Raw genomic sequence first — 18,083 nt, 5'->3', positions numbered from 1 at the left:
GACACTATGCTATTGTTAATTCTTCTACCATTTGTTCTTCTGTCTCTAAACGTTTTAAGGCACGTTTGTATTCTGTTGGCATGACCTTTACAAAATTGGCTAGACTATTATCCCAATCAGCTAAAAGTTTTTGACCAAGATTACTGTTTGTATAAAGTACATGCTTTTCTATTAGGCCTTTTAAATCAGCAGCGTCTTCCTGAGAAATATCTTCAAATTCAATTGTTTCAGTGTTACACAAACCGTTTACGAATTTATTGTTTGGATCGTAAACATAAGCGATACCTCCACTCATACCTGCAGCAAAGTTTCTTCCTGTTTTTCCTAAAACAACAACTTTGCCTCCAGTCATGTATTCACAGCAGTGGTCACCCACACCTTCTACTACGGCAGTAGATCCAGAGTTTCTAACCGCAAAACGCTCCCCGGCAATGCCGTTTATATAGGCCTGTCCTTGAACGGCACCAAATAGACAAACATTACCAACGATAATATTATTTTCAGCTAAAAAGTCAGCTTCAGCTGGTTTTCTAACGATCAATTTAGCTCCAGATAATCCTTTACCTAAATAATCGTTAGTATTTCCATCAAGAGAGAAGGTAAGTCCGTGTGCGCCAAAGGCACCAAAACTTTGACCGGCAGAACCTTTAAAGTTGATATTTAAAGTGTCTTCAGGTAAGCCCAAATGACCGTATATTTTTGAAATTTCGTTGCTTACAATAGCCCCAACAGTACGGTCAACGTTTTTGATAGGATATGACAAATTCATTTTTTCCTTTCTATATAAAGCTCTATGCGAATCTTTTAAAATAGTAAAGTCTAAAACGTTGTCTAAATTATGTTCTTGTTGTTCCGTATTTCTAACCGTAAGCTTACTGTAAGCGCTTGGTCTGTGTAAAATGCTGGATAAATCCAAGCCTTTTGCTTTGTAGTGCTTAATGGCTTTATTGGCATTAATTTTATGCGTTTGTCCAACCATTTCAGCTAAAGTTCTGAACCCAAGTTGTGCCATAATACCTCTTAATTCTTCTGCTACATAATAGAAAAAGTTAATAACGTGCTCTGGCGTACCTTTAAAGTTTTTACGTAATTCTTTATCTTGGGTTGCAATACCTACTGGGCAGGTATTTAAATGGCATTTACGCATCATAATACAGCCAGAAGCCACAAGAGGTGCGGTTGCAAAACCAAATTCTTCGGCACCTAATAAGGCAGCGACAGCAACATCACGACCTGTTTTTAATTGTCCATCGCATTCTACAACAATTCTACTTCTTAAATTATTTAATACTAAGGTTTGTTGTGCTTCAGATAAACCAAGCTCCCATGGTAAACCAGCGTGTTTTAATGATGTTAAAGGAGATGCTCCAGTACCGCCGTCATAACCTGAAATTAACACCACATCTGCTTTTGCTTTAGAAACACCAGCGGCAATCGTACCAACACCAACTTCAGAAACTAATTTTACATTGATTCTTGCATCCCGGTTGGCATTTTTCAAATCGAAGATAAGCTGAGCCAAATCTTCAATAGAATAAATATCGTGATGTGGCGGCGGAGAAATCAACCCAACAAAAGGTGTGGAGTTACGGGCAGCAGCAATCCATGGCAAAACTTTATGTGCTGGAAGTTGTCCGCCTTCACCAGGCTTGGCACCTTGCGCCATTTTTATTTGAATTTCCTTTGCGTTGGTCAAATAGTGGGATGTTACACCAAAGCGACCTGATGCAACCTGTTTGATGGCAGAGTTTCTGCTGTCTCCATTTACATCTTTTTGGAAACGCCTTCTGTCCTCACCACCTTCACCAGAATTGGATTTACCACCAATACGGTTCATGGCAATGGCCAAATTTTCATGAGCTTCCCTTGATATCGATCCGTAAGACATAGCTCCCGTTTTAAAACGTTTCACTATTTCGGTCCAATCTTCCACCTCTTCAATAGGAATAGGGTCTAAATTAGTAAACTCAAACAGCCCACGAATGGTCATTAAGTTCTCAGATTGCTCATTTATGGCTTTGGCATAAACGTCATAACTTTTTTGGTCACTTAATCGAACGGCCTGTTGCAATTTTGCAATAGTCGTAGGGTTGAACATATGGCGCTCGCCATTACGTCTCCATCTATAATCACCACCAATGTTTAATCCTAAGCGTTTGTCAATTAATTTGTCAGGATAAGCCAGTTTATAGCGTTCGTTAATTTCTTTTTCAATTTCGTATAACCCAATACCTTCAATTCTTGAGGCTGTGTAAGGGAAATATTTTTCAACGAATTGGGAGTTGAAACCAACAATCTCGAAAATTTGAGAACCTCTGTACGAGTGTAAAGTAGAGATTCCGATTTTGTTCATGATTTTTAAAATGCCTTTTCCTATGGCTCTATTGAAATTTGTCACGGCCTGTTGCTCATCCATATTGGCAATAAAGCCCTCCCTAACTTGCATCCTAATAATTTCATTAACCATATAAGGGTTAATGGCACTAGCGCCATAGCCAAAAAGAACTGCAAAATGGTGTGGTTCACGAGGTTCTGCAGACTCAATTATTATATCGAAATAAGAACGTTTACGCAAACGATTCATTTGGTGATTTACATACGAACATGCCAAAAGCGCTGGAATAGGTGCGAATTCTTTATTCACCCCTCTGTCTGAAAGAATGATGATGTTTGTACCTCTATCTAGAGCTTTTTCAACCTGAATTATGATATCTTCAAGTGCATCTTCCAAGCCATTTAAACCTTGCGCTTTTGGATAAAGCATTTGAATGGTTTCAGCCTTGAAGCCATCAATTGAAATGGTTCTTATTTTTTCTAAATCGGCATTGGAAACAACAGGGTTTTGTATTCTAAGTTTTCTGCACTGTCTTTCGGTAATGCTGAAAATATTTCGGTCTTTACCTAAGTTTAAGGCAATATCGGTTACAATTTCTTCCCGAATACCATCCAAAGGAGGGTTGGTAACTTGTGCAAATAACTGTTTAAAGTAATTTGAAATAAGTTGAGGTCTGTCAGACAAAACAGCCAAAGGCGTATCAATACCCATTGAACCCAGAGCTTCTTTGCCTGTTTCGGCCATTGGAGCAATGATTTCCTGGATATCCTCAAATGTGTAGTTGAATAAACGTTGTCTTGTTTTAATATCAATAGTTTCAATCGGACAAGTTTCGTTTGTATAAGGAACGTTCCTTAAGTGTAAACGTGTTTTGTCCAACCATTTTTTATATGGTCTCTCTGAAACTATTTTGCTTTTAATTTCTTCGTCTTCAATAATGCGGCCTTCGTTCATGTCTACCAAGAACATTTTTCCTGGTTCCAATCTACCATGGCTTTCAATGTCTGAAGGAGGAATATTAACCACTCCAATTTCAGAAGACATAATTAATTTACCACTCTTGGTAATGGTATATCTTGATGGTCTTAAACCATTTCTGTCCAAAAGGGCACCTATATAATTTCCGTCAGTAAATGGTACAGAAGCAGGGCCATCCCATGGTTCCATGATACAAGCATTGTATTCATAAAATGCCTTTTTGTCCTCACTCATGGTTTTGTGTTTTTCCCATGCCTCTGGAATCATCATCATCATGATTTCAGGTAACGAACGTCCTGTATGAGTTAACAGTTCTACAACCATATCCATAGAAGCGGAATCTGATTTACCAGGTAAAATAATTGGGAACAATTTTTCAATTTGTGGACCAAAAACCTCACTTTTCATGATTTCCTCACGAACGCGCATTCTACTAACGTTTCCGCGTAAGGTGTTTATTTCACCGTTTTGGCACATATAACGGAATGGTTGAGCGAGTTCCCAAGTAGGCATGGTGTTGGTAGAGAAACGTTGGTGTACCAAAGCCAGACGTGTAACCAAGTCTATTTGCTGCAAGTCTGTATAATATGGGCCAATGTCCTCAGGCATGATAATACCTTTATAAATCAACGTAGTTGTTGACAAACTGGGCACATAGAAATATGAGCTTTCAGATATTTTTGAATTTAAAATTTCGTGCTCAGTAATTTTACGTGCAGCATATAATTTAGCATTAAAAATAGCGTCTTTAATATCTTCGGTTTTGCCAATAAATATTTGCTCTATGGTTGGCTCTGAAGCCTTGGCAATTTCTCCCAGCTGGGTGGAATCGACAGGCACTTTTCTCCAGCCTAAAATAGATAGGTCTTGAGCCTTTATTTCTTTCTCAAAAACAGTTTTGCAAAACTTGTATTGATTGGTGTTTTTCGGCAAGAAAACCATACCCACGGCATACTCTTTGGGCTCTGGAATTTCAAAGTCACAAACACGTTTAAAATAGTCATGAGGAATATCAATTAATAAACCGGCACCGTCTCCAGTTTTTCCATCAGCACTTACACCACCACGGTGTTCCAATTTTACCAGAATTTCCAAGGCATCATGTATGATTTGATTTGTCTTTTCACCCTTAAGGTTACAGATAAAACCAGCACCACAATTTTCGTGTTCGAATTCTGGTAAATAAAGTCCTTGTTTCGTCAGCATAATCAACAATTATAGGTTTAAAATCTTGAGTTGAAGTGTAAAGATATGCACTAGTTTTCGAATTACAATAGCGAGAATTTCATTATTTCGATTTTAGGAGCATTACCAATATAAAAATAATTATCTATCAATATTAAACGGGTTTTTTAATAAATATTCAAACCGCTTATTTTCAGTGTTAAATACAGATATGTTAATTAAACCTAATAAATAGCTGAATTAACAAAAAAAATAGCATCAAAAATTAGAAAATACTGACAATAATTCAAATGTTGATGTTGTAGAAATGACAAAAAAATAAATAATTTGATGAATACCCTCAAAAAAATGGGGATAAAATTAGAATATCAATAAAAGTAAACTAATTACCCCTCTTTTTTATGGGGGTTAAAAGTTTTTGACATAGTTTTACGCCGTTCTTAAGGAAAAATTAACTAAAAGAATTAATAACTTAAATGAAAACAATTATGAAAAAACTTATTACACTTTCAATGTTCTTTTTAGCATGTAGTTTATTTGCACAAGAAGAAACAACAGAGTCAAAATTAACTATTGGTGGTAGTGTTGATACTTACTATCAAACCTATTTAACGTCTTCAGATGATAATTATATTCCATTCGGAACTTCATTTGCTGACCAAACAGGTTTTGCTTTAGGTATGGCAAATGTTATTGCGTCTTACGAAGGAGAAAAAACTGGAGCCGTTGCTGATTTGGCTTTCGGAACTAGAGGTCTTCAAGCTGTAGGAGGCGATATGGATATTTTCATTAATCAGTTGTATGCTTATTGGAATGTATCTGAAAGTACTACATTAACTCTAGGTAGATGGAATACATATTTAGGATACGAGGTAATATCTCCGGTAGGTAACTTCAACTACAGTACATCTTACATGTTTTCTAGCGGACCTTTTTCAATGGTTGGTTTGAAAGCTGATTTTGCCATTAGTGATGATTTTAGCTTGATGTTGGCTTTAATGAACCCGACAGATGTTAATTATAATATGACAGGGGGTTATGCTCTTGGGGCTCAACTAGGTTATGCTGGTCAATTCTTGAATTTATACTATGACGATAATGAGGTTTTAGGTTTTGAAATTGATTACACAGGTGGTTTTGATTTGTCAGAAGACTTCTTCTTAGGTATTAATGGAGCTTATCAAGATAATGACGGTTCAGGCTTTTATGGTGCCGCTCTATATCCACAATTAGCAACATCTGATAGTTTCTCTTTAGGATTGAGAGGTGAATATTTTGGTTTGCATGGAGATGCTAATCCAGCTGAGGAAAGTGTGCTTTCACTTACTTTAACAGGTAGTTATACTGTGGAAAACTTGATTATAAAGCCAGAAATAAGATTGGATTCTTGGAGCGATTCAATGCCTTATTTAGATTCAGACGGTGCTTTTACTGATAACTTAGCTGCTTTTACTTTAGCTGCTATTTACTCTTTCTAAGAGAGAAAATTAAAATAATTAAAAGGGAGAGTAAAGTTTACTCTTGCTCTCCCATCTTATACTAACCCTAAAAATTATTTATTATGTCAATATTAAATATCCCTCTTATTATGCAGGACACCGCCGCGATTGAAGGCGACATGGGAATGCTTTGGATGCTTATTTCAGGTATCTTGGTATTCTTTATGCAAGCAGGATTCTTCTTGGTGGAGTCTGGTATGACAGATTCTAAAAACGCGGTAAACATTGCCATGAAAAACTTCTTGGATATAGCAGTTGGTTCATTGGCTTTCTGGTTTATTGGATATTCATTAATGTACGGAGCAGATCAAGGTGGTGGATTCTTCCACTGGGGAGGGCTAGTGTTCTCTCAAGGAGCTGCAGATTTATTCTTCCAAACCGTATTTGCCGCAACTGCTGCAACAATCGTTTCTGGAGCAATTGCAGGAAGAACAAAATATACAACCTATGCAATCTTCAGTATTGTATTAACGGCTTTCATTTACCCAATAGCTGGTGGATGGGAATGGAACGGTGGATGGTTAAACAATACCGATGGTATTATGCCTGCTGAATTTATCGATTTTGCTGGGTCTTCTATTGTTCACTCTGTTGGTGGATGGGCTGCTCTTGTTGCTGCTTGGATGGTAGGTCCTAGAATTGGTAAGTTCTTAAATGGTCAACCAAACGTTATGCACGGTCATAACCAAATGTACGCTACTTTGGGTGTATTCATCCTTTGGTTAGGATGGTTCGGTTTTAACGGTGGTTCTCAATTAGCTTGGGGTGGTGATGATGCCACTGCTGCTTCTCAAGTAGTTCTAGTAACAAACTTGGCTGCTGCTGCAGGTGCTTTAGGCGGATTGGTGTTCACTTGGATTAAAAATGGAAAACCAAACCTTGGTATGACTTTAAATGGTGCGCTTGCTGGTCTTGTTAGTATTACTGCAGGTTGTGGTAACATGTCTGAAGGTGGTGCTGTATTAGCTGGTCTTCTAGGTGGACTATTAGTTGTGGTGTCAATTGGATTTATTGAAAAAACATTAAAAATTGACGATGCTGTAGGTGCTATTTCTGTACACGGTGTAGCTGGTGCTTGGGGTACTTTGGTAATCGGACTTTGGGGTGTTGATGGAGATACTGGTATCGGTTTATTTAATGGTGGTGGTGCTGCTCAATTAGGTGCACAAGCTATTGGAGTTGTAGCCTATGCAGTTTGGGCCATCACAACGTCATTTATTTTCTTGTTCATTATTAAGAAAGTGTTTAGTGGATTAAGAGTTTCTGAAAAAGAAGAAATCGCAGGTCTTGATATTTCTGAGCACGGAGAAATTGCTTACCCAGGTAAGAGACAAAGAGAAATTGAAGAGTAATCTTGAGTTTAAATTAATATTATTAGTAACCAAGTTAAAAGATGCCCCTTTCTTTGGGGCATCTTTTAAACTTTTACAGAGGGCAAATAAATAGTTAGGTTTTAGGGGAAGCAAATAATTTCCTATTTTAACATACTAAATCAATTAAGACAATGAATTATGAAAAAAATTGAAGCAATTATCAGAAAATCAAAGTACCGTGTTGTTAAAGAAGCGTTACATGAAGTTGGGGTGAACTTCTTTTCGTACTGGGATGTTACCGGTCTTGGAAACGAAAAGGAAGGTCATGTTTATAGGGGTATTTCCTATAGTACAAGTGACATACAGCGTAGATACCTATCTATAGTGGTTAATGACGATTTTGCTGAAAAAACTATTCAGGCTATTATAAATTCAGCAGGAACAGGTGAAGTTGGTGATGGTAAAATTTTCGTTTCGGATGTGGAGCAATCTTACAGAATAAGAACTGGAGAAAAAGGAGGAGAAACTTTAAAATAAACAATTAAACAAATTATAATGGAAGGATTATTTACAGCAAATAACGTATGGATGATGATCTGTACGGCACTGGTTTTCTTTATGCACACAGGTTTTGCGTTTTTAGAAATTGGTTTGACAAGACAAAAAAATACAATTAACATTTTATTTAAGAATATATTTATCATTACAATGGGGCTGTTGTTGTACTATTTGGTAGGCTTCAACCTAATGTACCCTGGTTTTGCCGAAGATTCAGCCGGGATATTTGACTTTGCAGGTTTTGGTATAGCACCTCCAGAAAATGGTATGACACCAGAATATGCCGATGGAGGCTATACTTGGTGGACGGATTTCCTTTTTCAAGGGATGTTCGCTGCAACTGCCGCAACTATTGTTTCTGGAGCTGTTGCTGAACGTATAAAAATTGGCCCATTCATGATTTTCACAATATTATATGTAGGATTGGTTTATCCTATTGCTGGATCATGGAAATGGGGAGGCGGATTTTTAGATATGAGAGAAACACCATTTTACGATTTTGCAGGTTCTACATTAGTACACTCGGTAGGTGGATGGGCTGCTATAGTAGCTGTATGGTTACTTGGTGCTAGAATTGGTAAGTTTAATAAAGAAGGTAAAGCTCAGGCTATACCTGGTCATAGCATCCCTATGGCAACTGCCGGAGTATTGATTTTATGGTTAGGATGGTTCGGGTTTAACGGGGGCTCTGTGCTTTCTGCCGACCCAGAATTAACCTCATTGACCTTGGTGACAACTTGTTTGGCCGCTGCTGCCGGTGGAGTTGTAGCTGCTTTGGTGTCATTTTTAAAATTTAAGAATTTAGATTTAACTATGTTCTTAAATGGTATTTTAGGAGGTTTAGTTGGTATTACTGCAGGTGCTGACCAGATGAGTCCGGAGAGCGCTATCGCCATTGGCGCAATTGCAGGTGTAATCATTGTTTTTGCTGTTAGTTTTATTGATGCCATAAAATTGGATGACCCTGTTGGAGCCATTGCCGTACATTTGGCATGTGGTATATGGGGAACTTTGGCCGTTGGTATTTTTGGAAACTTAGCAGGAATGGATCAGTTTATTAGCCAATTGATAGGTGTTTTGTCTTATGCAGCTATTTGTGTTCCTTCGGCTTTTATTATTTTCTTTGTGTTGAAGAAAACAGTTGGAATTAGAGTTCCTGAAAAAGAAGAATTGGAAGGATTGGATGCTCACGAACATGGTATGGATGCTTATCCAGACTTCAGGTTGAACGAGCATTAAAATATAAAAACATTTTGAGTGTTAATAAAGGATGGCTTGCTTTGATGCGGGCCATCCTTTTTTGTTTAGAGTTTTCATTATCTAATACCGACAAGCCCGTCAGCCGCCCTAAATAGTTTTTCAGAATTATAGCCAATGCCATTTTTAAATACTGTTTCAGTAGACCTTATGGCTTTAATATCTTTACTTATATCTTTGTTTAGAATGATGAAATCGGCAATTTTGCCTTTTTCTAAAGTTCCAATTGTGTCATCTTGCTCCAAATATTTTGCGCCATTTAACGTGCATATTTTAATGGTTTCTGGAATGGTAAAGCCCATTTCAACAAACAATTCAACTAATCTCATGTTTGCGTAACCAGCAATAATTCTGCCGTCATAGGTTGGGTCTGTTCCGGCAACCAATAGGCCTCCAGCATCATGGAATGCTTTTTCCCATACTTTTGCTTTGTTGAAAAGTACATAGTCTAACGAGTCTCTTCCTTGTTTGCTTGCCCATCTTTTAAACACTTTTTCTTTGGCTCCGGTGTATAATGCATCTAACCCTCCACCTGGAACAACTTCTCTACTGGTATAGGGCTCAAAAACATTGATTGTTGATGTTAATGCCACTTTTTTTTCTACTAAATGTTCAATAAGGTCTGTCATCGCTTCAGAATCAACAGGTAATTGAAGTAATGATTTTCTTTGGTTGAATGGTTCGCATTCATCAGGTTGTTTGTTCACTATAAAGTCACTACTGGCATAAAAACCGTGTTCAAGGTTGTCAATCCCTATGTCAGCTGCTTGTCTATAAGTAATGGAACACAAGTGCCCTGTAACTTTTAAGTTTTTAGAATGAGCTGTTTCAACTATAGCCTTCAAATCGGCTTTTGTTAAATAATTATATACTTTAAAAGAAGTAACCCCTAAATCCGCATATAAATTTACCATATCAACAACCTGTTCTGTAGAACCAAAAGGGCCCAACTCAATTAGTCCGGTGCCTTCCCTATCTAAGTGTGGACTGGTTACATCCATCTTTGGTCCGGGAATCTCACCATTCAATATTTTATTTTTGATGTTAAGGTCGGCATGAGGAATGATGCTTCCCGCAGTTCTCATAGTGGTAATACCGCCAGCCAAATAAAGTTTGGGGAAGGAATAGCTCATTTGGTTGACTCCAAAATTATTGCCGGGCGTGGCTTTTGGATAAAAAAGGTGTTCATGCAACATCACCATTCCAGGTATAGCACTTTTGCCTTCCAAATTAACTACAATGGCGTTTTCAGGAATGGGTAAACCAGGACCAATGTGTTCAATTATTTCACCATTAACTATAATGTCTTGATTTGTTTTGGAGGCATTACCAGTACCATCAACTATAGTTAAATTTTGAAAAACATATATGCCTTTAGGGTGTGACACATAGGCTTCTGTTTCCTTTGACAAAGAAGTTTGCCCGTAGGAGGAAAGATATAAACTTATAAATATCGAAATAAAAAAAAGGTTTTTCATATAACTTCTATTGGTTAATTATGCTCTATGAAGATAAAGAATAATTATATGAAAAACCTAATATAAAAATTTAAGCCGAGTTTCTACTCGCGTTGATATTACCAAATAATGAACGGGTAACTATTTTCTCGAAAATTTGCTTTTCTTCATTATCAATGCCTGCCTTTTCAAAGTCTTGAATCTTTTTAAGCGCATATTGTTGAATGGTAAGCAAAGGCAAAACAATGGATTCCCTAACTTCGATGGAGGCTTTTCCTGAAGGTTCGTTTTCCATTAATTCTTTGTAGCCTGTTAATTTCAGTAATAACTCTTTGGTCGTTAAATACTCCGTGTAAATTATGTTCCAGAAATCGCCAAATTCTTCATCCTTAGCCATATACTTGGTCAAATCGAAAAATGATTTTGTTAAGGACATCATACTATTTTCCAATAGCGTTTTGAAGAATTTTGAGTTATTATAAAGCTGCTCCACTTTGTAAAATTCACCTCTGTCTTCGTATTGTTTTAAGGCCGTGCCCACACCAAAGAACCCAGGGACATTCTGTTTTAATTGACTCCATGAACCCACAAACGGAATGGCCCTTAAATCAGAGAAAATAAGTTTGTCTGAAGTGCCACGTTTTGAAGGTCTACTTCCAATATTGGTTTTGGCGTAGTACTTTAGCGTACTCATACGCTCCAAATAAGGAATAAACATTGGGTGGCTCTTAAAATCTTTATAGGTTTGATAACTGGTTTCAGCCAAATCGTTCATGACGAATCGGTCTTCATCAGACATTTTATTCTTTTCCCTTAGCCTATTCATGATACCAGAACTTATTAACTGTTCCAAGTTATATTGCGCAGAGTCTCTGGTTCCAAAATTAGAACTAATGGTTTGCCCTTGAATGGTAAGCTGCACCTCTTTGTCTTCAATTGTTGGGCCCAAGGACGCATAAAACTGATGGGTTTTACCTCCACCACGAGCTGGCGGTCCACCACGGCCATCAAAGAATATGGCAGTTATATCATACTTTCTAGACATTTCGGTAAGGAGTTCCTTGGCCTTGTATATGCCCCAGTTGGCCATTAAATACCCTCCATCTTTGGTGCCGTCAGAGAAACCTAACATTATGGTTTGTTTCATGCCTCTGGACTTTAAATGTTCCATATATTCTGGGTTGGTGTATAACTGCTCCATAACACTTGGGGCGTTTTCTAAGTCGGTAATGGTTTCGAATAGTGGAACCACATCAACAGTCAATTCGTCTTTAAACGCCACAATTTTTAGCATGGCAAACAATTGCATGACGTTCAAAGCTGTTTGGTTGTTGCTAATAATGTATCTGTTGGCACCACGCTCACCATTGGTTTCCTGGATATCTTTAATTACTGAAATGGTTTTTAATGTGTTATAAACCATTTCATCTTCAAAAACATCTAAATTTTTAATATTATCATTGGCTTTGGATAAGATTTCAATTTGTTCTTTTTCAGATAAATCGTGATAGTTATCAGGGAAAGAAGAGGCGCCGGTTTTAATCAAATGATCTATTACCGTTGTAAAAACGGAATGATGTATTCGGCTGTCTTGTCTTATGTCCAAAGTTGCAAAACTGTAACCAAATAAATGTATTCTGTTTATTAAGTTATTGATTTCGTTGACGTACAACGATTGGTGCTCTTCTATGATAACTTTCCTTATGCTGAGCAATTCTTTAATAAGCTCTTTTGAGCTTATGGTGTTTTTTGTGTCCAGATTGATACTGTAGTTGTAAAACAAAGTTTCTAATTTAACAATGCGATCTTCTACACCTCTAAACGTTAGTTTTCTTCTTAGTTTTTTAAGGTCTTCGTAATATTTTTTAAGTATCGCTTTCTTTAGTTTTTGAGCAACCTTTAAAGTGGTGTCTGGTTTTACGAACGGATTTCCATCTCTATCACCTCCCGGCCAAAAACCAATGTTTATGATTTCATTGTGCTTTTTGCCATCGGTATAAATATTTTGCTGTATGTAGTTGTAGATTTCCCCAAAAGATTGGTAAAATACATTTTCCAGATACCAAATTAAACTTATGGCTTCATCGTAAGGGGTTGGTTTTTTATGTTTGAAAAAAGGCGTTTTCCCCAATTGGCCAAATAAATTATTAATTTCAGAGAGGTTGTTTTCTTTAATTGCTTCTGTTAAATCTGTAATAATCCCTAAAACTGAGCCAGGGTAAAACTGTGTAGGATGAGCCGTTAATACGATACGAACCTTAAATTCTTCAAGGTATTCCTTTAATTCTTCCAATTTGTCATCAGAAATAGCCGAGCCTTTGAGGTTTCTTAAGGTCCCTATACCTTCCATATTGTTTACAACAGGGAATGCGGCGTCCTCAATGGCATCAAATAATACAACTTGTCTTTCAATATACTGAATGAATCTAAAAAGCAAGTTTATCTGGCTTTCCTTGGTTCTACGCGCTTGGTATTTCTTAAAAAATGTATCGACAATAGTTGTAGGGTCATCACCTTTTTTAAATCCTTTCTCACAAGTTTCATGAAATAAAGGAAGTAAAACTCCTGTTTTAGTAACCGCATCAAAGGGTAAGGTCATAAATATACTGTTGTATATTTGGTATTTTGACAAAACGCTTTGTTTGAATCTAGTTAATTTTGGCTCTACAGACATATAATTTATTTCTATTTAAATGAAGCATAAAAATACTAAAGCTAAAATTAAACAAAGCGGTCTCGGTAAAGTTTTATCAAATTTTGCACTTTGTTGAATTCTATTTAAGAATAATTAAAAAAAAAGACAGGTATAGCTCCATGTTTCTAATCGATTTTTGTTGAAAAATCATGGTTTTTGGCTTTTAAATTAATCGAAGAGATTTTAGGATGACATTTGTCATGTTTTGTCCGTGCTTCACATTATACCTTTGCCGATTAAAACAAAAAGTATGGTAAAGGCACACACATTTCATATTCCCGTAATGGGCATTGGTTTTACGGTAGACACACCATTAAAAGTAGCCCAATATGGCATAGATTCTGTAATTTCTTTAGTTGATGACATTTTATTGGAAAAATTAAGGAAAATGTATAGCGAAAAAATTGGGTTGCCTTATGTTGAAATTGGTGGAAAAGAAGACGATTTCAGGGCAAAAAGAATTACGTCGTACCTAAACCTAATGCACGATTTGGTGGATGAAAAGTTCCAAGCATTAAAAGAAACGGCATCAAGTTCTAACAAGATTTTATTGGCTTATTTAAGTATGTTGCCTAATGGTTCTAAGCTGAAAAATGACTTCAACAATTTGATATCAAAAGGGGGTAATAATTCAGAACTAAAAATGTGGGCATCAAAAAATCTTGTAAAAGGAGCCATTGATGTTAACATTATGACCAAGGTTGATAAAGAAAATTTTAAGGGTAACGAGAAGCTTTCTGATAAATACAACGATGCGCATGCAGCATTGCGAGGGTTTGCCAAGAGTAAATTAAATAGCTCTGTGGTGCTTTCGGCTGGCATGAACCCAAGGCTTTATGGATATATGGCAGAGTTTGACGATTTTTACCCAGATGAAAATGGCCAATTTAAAAAAGGCATTATTTTAAAAGTGAGCGATTATAGATCGGCTTTGATACAAGGTAGGTTTTTGGCCAAAAAAGGGTTGTGGGTTTCAGAATTCAGAATAGAGTCTGGGCTTAATTGTGGCGGACATGCATTTGCCACTGATGGCCATCTATTGGGGCCAGTACTTCAAGAATTCAAACAAAATCGAAAAGCGTTGCACGATACTATATTTGGTGTTTTATGCCAAGAATTGGAAAGGCAAAATAGAATAGTGCCCAAAGAAAAACTGTCGTTTAAGGTGACGGCCCAAGGTGGTGTTGGAACCCATGAGGAGCACGAATTTTTAATCGAACATTATAGCTTAGATTCTGTAGGTTGGGGAAGCCCTTTTTTGCTTGTTCCGGAAGCCACAACAGTAGATTCTGAAACACTTAAAAAACTCGCAAACGCCAATGAAGATGATTTGTATTTAAGTGACATTTCACCGTTGGGGATACCCTTTAACAATTTAAAAGGCAATACAAAAGATGAAGAAAAACAGGCCTTAATCGATAAAGAGCGGCCAGGTAGTTCGTGTCCAAAAAAGTTTGTGGCTTTAAATAAGGAATTTAAGGAAACTGGAATTTGTACGGCCTCACGCGAATATCAATATCTAAAAATAAAAGAGTTGGATACTCTCGGTCTATCAGAAAACCAATATCAAGAGCAATACAATAAAATAACAGAGAAATCCTGTACTTGTGTAGGCTTGGGAACATCGGCGCTTTTGGTGTATAATTTAGATACCAAAACCGAAGGCAAAGGAGTGTCTGTTTGTCCTGGCCCTAATATGGCGTATTTCTCAAGAGTAATGGGTTTGGCTAATATTACCGACCATATTTATGGGCGTGCCAATATGATTGATAGAAACGATAGACCCAACTTTTTCATAAAAGAACTACATATTTATATGGGCTATCTGAATGAAAAAATAGCATTGGCCCAAAGTTCTTTCAGCTTAAAAGAACAAAAATATTTAAGCACTTTTGCAGAAAATCTTAAGGAGGGCGTAGCTTATTATGAAAGTGTGTTTAAGGGTTTAAATGGTTCTTTTAACACGGTTAAAGCATTTGTTTTGGCAGAATTGGAAAGAGTTAATAAGGTTTTGAGCACTATTTTATCAGATATGGAGCTTCAGCCAATAGAGGCTTAACTTACTTTTTTGTGAAAACAACCTCTTTTTGTTTTCTGAAATATAAAACCTTTTGATTAGCAATTATTTAAAAATTTTGTAAAATCGTTGCAGGTATTTTATTGGAAAATATTTTTTATAAGAATCACAATTCATTAAAAATATTAATTAGGATATTTGCATTAAAGCATTTAGTTTGGCTAAACCAAGCTAGTTTTATAATCATGCTTTTGCTATTAAAATGGATTTAGTAAAGGAAATAAAGCGGTTAAAAAAGGAGAAAAATGCAGTTATTTTGGCGCACTATTATCAGGTGGGCGAAATACAGGATATAGCTGATTATGTGGGGGATAGTTTGGGTCTTTCGCAAAAGGCGGCGGAGACAGATGCCGATATTATTGTATTTGCAGGTGTGCATTTTATGGCCGAAACCGCAAAAATTTTGAACCCAAGCAAAACGGTTGTTCTGCCTGATTTAAAAGCTGGTTGTTCGTTGGCAGATTCTTGTCCGCCAGATGCTTTTGAAAAATTCACCAAGGCACACCCAGACCATGTGGTGATTACTTATGTAAATTGTTCTGCTGAAATCAAGGCATTGAGCGATATTGTTTGTACATCCTCCAATGCATTGAAAATCGTGAATTCTGTTCCAAAGGAGACACCAATTATTTTCGCGCCAGATAAAAATCTTGGACAATATATCATCAATGAAACTGGAAGGGATATGTTGTTGTGGGACGGAAGCTGTATCGTTCATGAAGCTTTTTCAATGGATAAATTGATAGCATTACACAAAAAACATCCAGATTATAAAATTATAGCACACCCAGAATCTGAAACGCATATTCTTAATACGGCCACCTATATTGGTTCTACTTCTGGAATGATTAATTATGTAAAGGAGCATCAAGACCAAAAATTTATTGTGGCTACAGAAGCGGGTATTTTACATAAAATGCAACAAGAAATGCCTAATACAGAATTGGTGCCTGCGCCAGCAAAAGAGGATAATACTTGTGCTTGTAGTGAGTGCCACTTCATGAAAATGAACACCCTTCAAAAATTATATAATTGTTTGCTTAACGAGTCACCACAAATAGATGTTGACCCTTCCATAATTGACCGTGCATTGTTGCCTATTGAACGTATGCTGGAGTTGTCAAAATAAATAACATGACTGCAGATTACTTAGTCATTGGTTCAGGAATAGCGGGTTTAACGTTTTCAGTAAAAATAGCGGAAAAATTTCCCGAGCGAAATATTGTAATCGTTACCAAAGCTAGCGAAGACGAATCCAATACTAAATATGCCCAAGGCGGAGTTGCGATTGTTTTGAACAAAGAGGAAGATTCGTTTAAAAAACATATTGAAGACACCTTAATCGCCGGAGATGGCCTTTGTGACAAAGAGGTCGTAGAGATGGTGGTTAAGGAAGGTCCCCAACGACTTGAAGAACTTCTGCTTTGGGGGGCAAACTTTGACGTGAATGATGCTGGTAAGTTCGATTTGGGAAAAGAAGGGGGGCATTCAGAGTATCGCATTGTGCACCATAAGGATATTACGGGTTACGAAATAGAAAGAGCTTTATTGCACAGAGCACATCAATTGAAAAATATTTCAATTTTACCACATCATTTTGCTATCGATTTAGTGACCAATCACCATATTAAAAATACATCTTCCGAAAAATTGACCTGTTATGGAGCTTATGTATTGGACCAAAAATCTGGACAAATTTTTACAATTAAAGCTAACAGCACTTTACTTGCTTCTGGCGGAATAGGTTGTGTTTATGGGCACACTACAAATCCTGTTATTGCAACGGGCGATGGCATCGCCATGGCCTATAGAGCCAAAGCGCGTATAAAGGATATGGAGTTTGTTCAATTTCATCCAACTGCGCTTTATCAAGCAAAGGGAGAATCCTCTTTTTTAATTTCTGAGGCGGTTCGTGGTTTTGGTGCATATCTTCGGAATAAAAAAGGGAACAGGTTTATGCCTGATTATGATGAGCGTGCCGAACTGGCATCTAGGGATATTGTTTCGCAAAGTATTGATAGCGAGCTCAAGAAATCTGGTGATACCCATGTATATTTAGATTGCACCCATTTGGATTTGGACGCCTTCAAAAATCATTTTCCGAATATTTACAACAAATGTTTAGAACATCATATAGATATTAAAACCGATTGGATTCCTGTAATCCCAGCATCCCATTACTTGTGTGGTGGCATTCAAGTTGATAAAGAAGGAAAAACAACGATTAATAATTTATTTGCCTGTGGTGAATGTTCCAGAACAGGTTTGCATGGTGCCAATAGGCTAGCATCAAACTCGCTTTTAGAGGCTTTGGTGTATGCGCACAATATTTTCAGGTATCATGCCGAGCTTAATTGTGAAAATATTGACGTTAGTATTCCTGATTGGAATGATGAGGGAACAACCATACCTGAAGAACATGTTCTAATTCAACACAACTTAAAACAATTGCAAGCATTAATGCGCGATTATGTTGGGATTGTTAGGAGCAATAAGCGTTTAAAACGCGCTATTAAACATTTGGATTTAATTTATACTGAAGTTGAAGATTTGTATAGGGAATCTAAAATAACAACTTCACTTTGTGAATTGCGAAACATGATAAATGTATCTCATCTAATAATAAGACAATCTTTAGACAGGACTGAAAATAAAGGTGGCTATTTTAATTTAGATAACTTAAAAAAGTAAAGCCGACTTAAGTATCGGCTTTACTAAGTATTTGTGTA

10 protein-coding genes are annotated in these 18,083 nt (G+C 36.8%); 7 read left to right on the top strand and 3 right to left on the bottom strand.

Translation table 11 applies throughout. The features are described 5' to 3' along the window. Positions 1-4: 4 nt before the first annotated feature. A complete protein-coding gene (gltB, locus tag ACB104_RS11645; RefSeq protein WP_370478886.1) occupies positions 5-4,519 on the bottom strand; it encodes a glutamate synthase large subunit in 4,515 nt (1,504 codons plus the stop codon). Positions 4,520-4,986: 467 nt separating this feature from the next. Between gltB and ACB104_RS11640 the strand changes: the two genes are divergently transcribed. From ACB104_RS11640 to ACB104_RS11625, 4 genes are all read left to right on the top strand, one after another. Beyond that, positions 4,987-5,976, top strand: coding sequence for an outer membrane beta-barrel protein (locus tag ACB104_RS11640; RefSeq protein WP_370478885.1), 990 nt, complete (start codon positions 4,987-4,989; stop codon positions 5,974-5,976). An 83-nt stretch (positions 5,977-6,059) separates the two neighbouring features. Then, the gene (locus tag ACB104_RS11635) at positions 6,060-7,349 is read left to right on the top strand and encodes an ammonium transporter (protein ID WP_370478883.1); all 1,290 of its coding nucleotides are present in this window, start codon (positions 6,060-6,062) and stop codon (positions 7,347-7,349) included. Between the two features lie 159 nt (positions 7,350-7,508). Beyond that, a complete protein-coding gene (locus ACB104_RS11630; protein ID WP_370478881.1) occupies positions 7,509-7,847 on the top strand; it encodes a P-II family nitrogen regulator in 339 nt (112 codons plus the stop codon). A gap of 18 nt (positions 7,848-7,865) precedes the next feature. Beyond that, positions 7,866-9,107 (top strand): ammonium transporter, encoded by a 1,242-nt coding sequence (locus ACB104_RS11625; RefSeq protein ID WP_370478879.1) that lies wholly within the window; start codon positions 7,866-7,868, stop codon positions 9,105-9,107. Between the two features lie 77 nt (positions 9,108-9,184). Here the strand turns inward: ACB104_RS11625 and ACB104_RS11620 are convergent, their stop codons facing one another. Continuing rightward, entirely contained in the window at positions 9,185-10,603 is a 1,419-nt protein-coding gene (locus ACB104_RS11620; RefSeq protein WP_370478877.1) for an amidohydrolase family protein, read from the bottom strand. A 70-nt stretch (positions 10,604-10,673) separates the two neighbouring features. After that, complete coding sequence (locus tag ACB104_RS11615) at positions 10,674-13,256, bottom strand: phosphoenolpyruvate carboxylase (RefSeq protein ID WP_370478875.1); 2,583 nt, start codon at positions 13,254-13,256, stop codon at positions 10,674-10,676. A 271-nt stretch (positions 13,257-13,527) separates the two neighbouring features. Between ACB104_RS11615 and ACB104_RS11610 the strand changes: the two genes are divergently transcribed. The 3 genes from ACB104_RS11610 to nadB all read left to right on the top strand — a co-directional run bounded on the left by ACB104_RS11610 (position 13,528) and on the right by nadB (position 18,045). Continuing rightward, positions 13,528-15,336 (top strand): hypothetical protein, encoded by a 1,809-nt coding sequence (locus ACB104_RS11610; RefSeq protein WP_370478873.1) that lies wholly within the window; start codon positions 13,528-13,530, stop codon positions 15,334-15,336. Between the two features lie 220 nt (positions 15,337-15,556). After that, positions 15,557-16,483, top strand: coding sequence for a quinolinate synthase NadA (nadA, locus tag ACB104_RS11605; protein ID WP_502267022.1), 927 nt, complete (start codon positions 15,557-15,559; stop codon positions 16,481-16,483). Positions 16,484-16,488: 5 nt separating this feature from the next. Further along, entirely contained in the window at positions 16,489-18,045 is a 1,557-nt protein-coding gene (nadB, locus tag ACB104_RS11600; protein WP_370478872.1) for an L-aspartate oxidase, read from the top strand. The last annotated feature ends 38 nt before the right edge of the window (positions 18,046-18,083 follow it).

The organism is Tamlana flava (genome assembly GCF_041287255.1).
Classification (GTDB): domain Bacteria; phylum Bacteroidota; class Bacteroidia; order Flavobacteriales; family Flavobacteriaceae; genus Tamlana; species Tamlana flava.
The sequence above is the reverse complement of the archived record's forward strand: the minus strand, read 5'-3'. Positions and strand labels throughout refer to the sequence as shown.

Excerpts from the sequence above, each read along its gene's own strand:
- gltB (WP_370478886.1), bottom strand. The coding sequence starts at position 4,519 with ATGCTGACGAAACAAGGACTTTATTTACCAGAATTCGAACACGAAAAT.
- ACB104_RS11640 (WP_370478885.1), top strand. The coding sequence starts at position 4,987 with ATGAAAAAACTTATTACACTTTCAATGTTCTTTTTAGCATGTAGTTTA.
- ACB104_RS11635 (WP_370478883.1), top strand. The coding sequence starts at position 6,060 with ATGTCAATATTAAATATCCCTCTTATTATGCAGGACACCGCCGCGATT.
- ACB104_RS11630 (WP_370478881.1), top strand. The coding sequence starts at position 7,509 with ATGAAAAAAATTGAAGCAATTATCAGAAAATCAAAGTACCGTGTTGTT.
- ACB104_RS11625 (WP_370478879.1), top strand. The coding sequence starts at position 7,866 with ATGGAAGGATTATTTACAGCAAATAACGTATGGATGATGATCTGTACG.
- ACB104_RS11620 (WP_370478877.1), bottom strand. The coding sequence starts at position 10,603 with ATGAAAAACCTTTTTTTTATTTCGATATTTATAAGTTTATATCTTTCC.
- ACB104_RS11615 (WP_370478875.1), bottom strand. The coding sequence starts at position 13,256 with ATGTCTGTAGAGCCAAAATTAACTAGATTCAAACAAAGCGTTTTGTCA.
- ACB104_RS11610 (WP_370478873.1), top strand. The coding sequence starts at position 13,528 with ATGGTAAAGGCACACACATTTCATATTCCCGTAATGGGCATTGGTTTT.
- nadA (WP_502267022.1), top strand. The coding sequence starts at position 15,557 with ATGGATTTAGTAAAGGAAATAAAGCGGTTAAAAAAGGAGAAAAATGCA.
- nadB (WP_370478872.1), top strand. The coding sequence starts at position 16,489 with ATGACTGCAGATTACTTAGTCATTGGTTCAGGAATAGCGGGTTTAACG.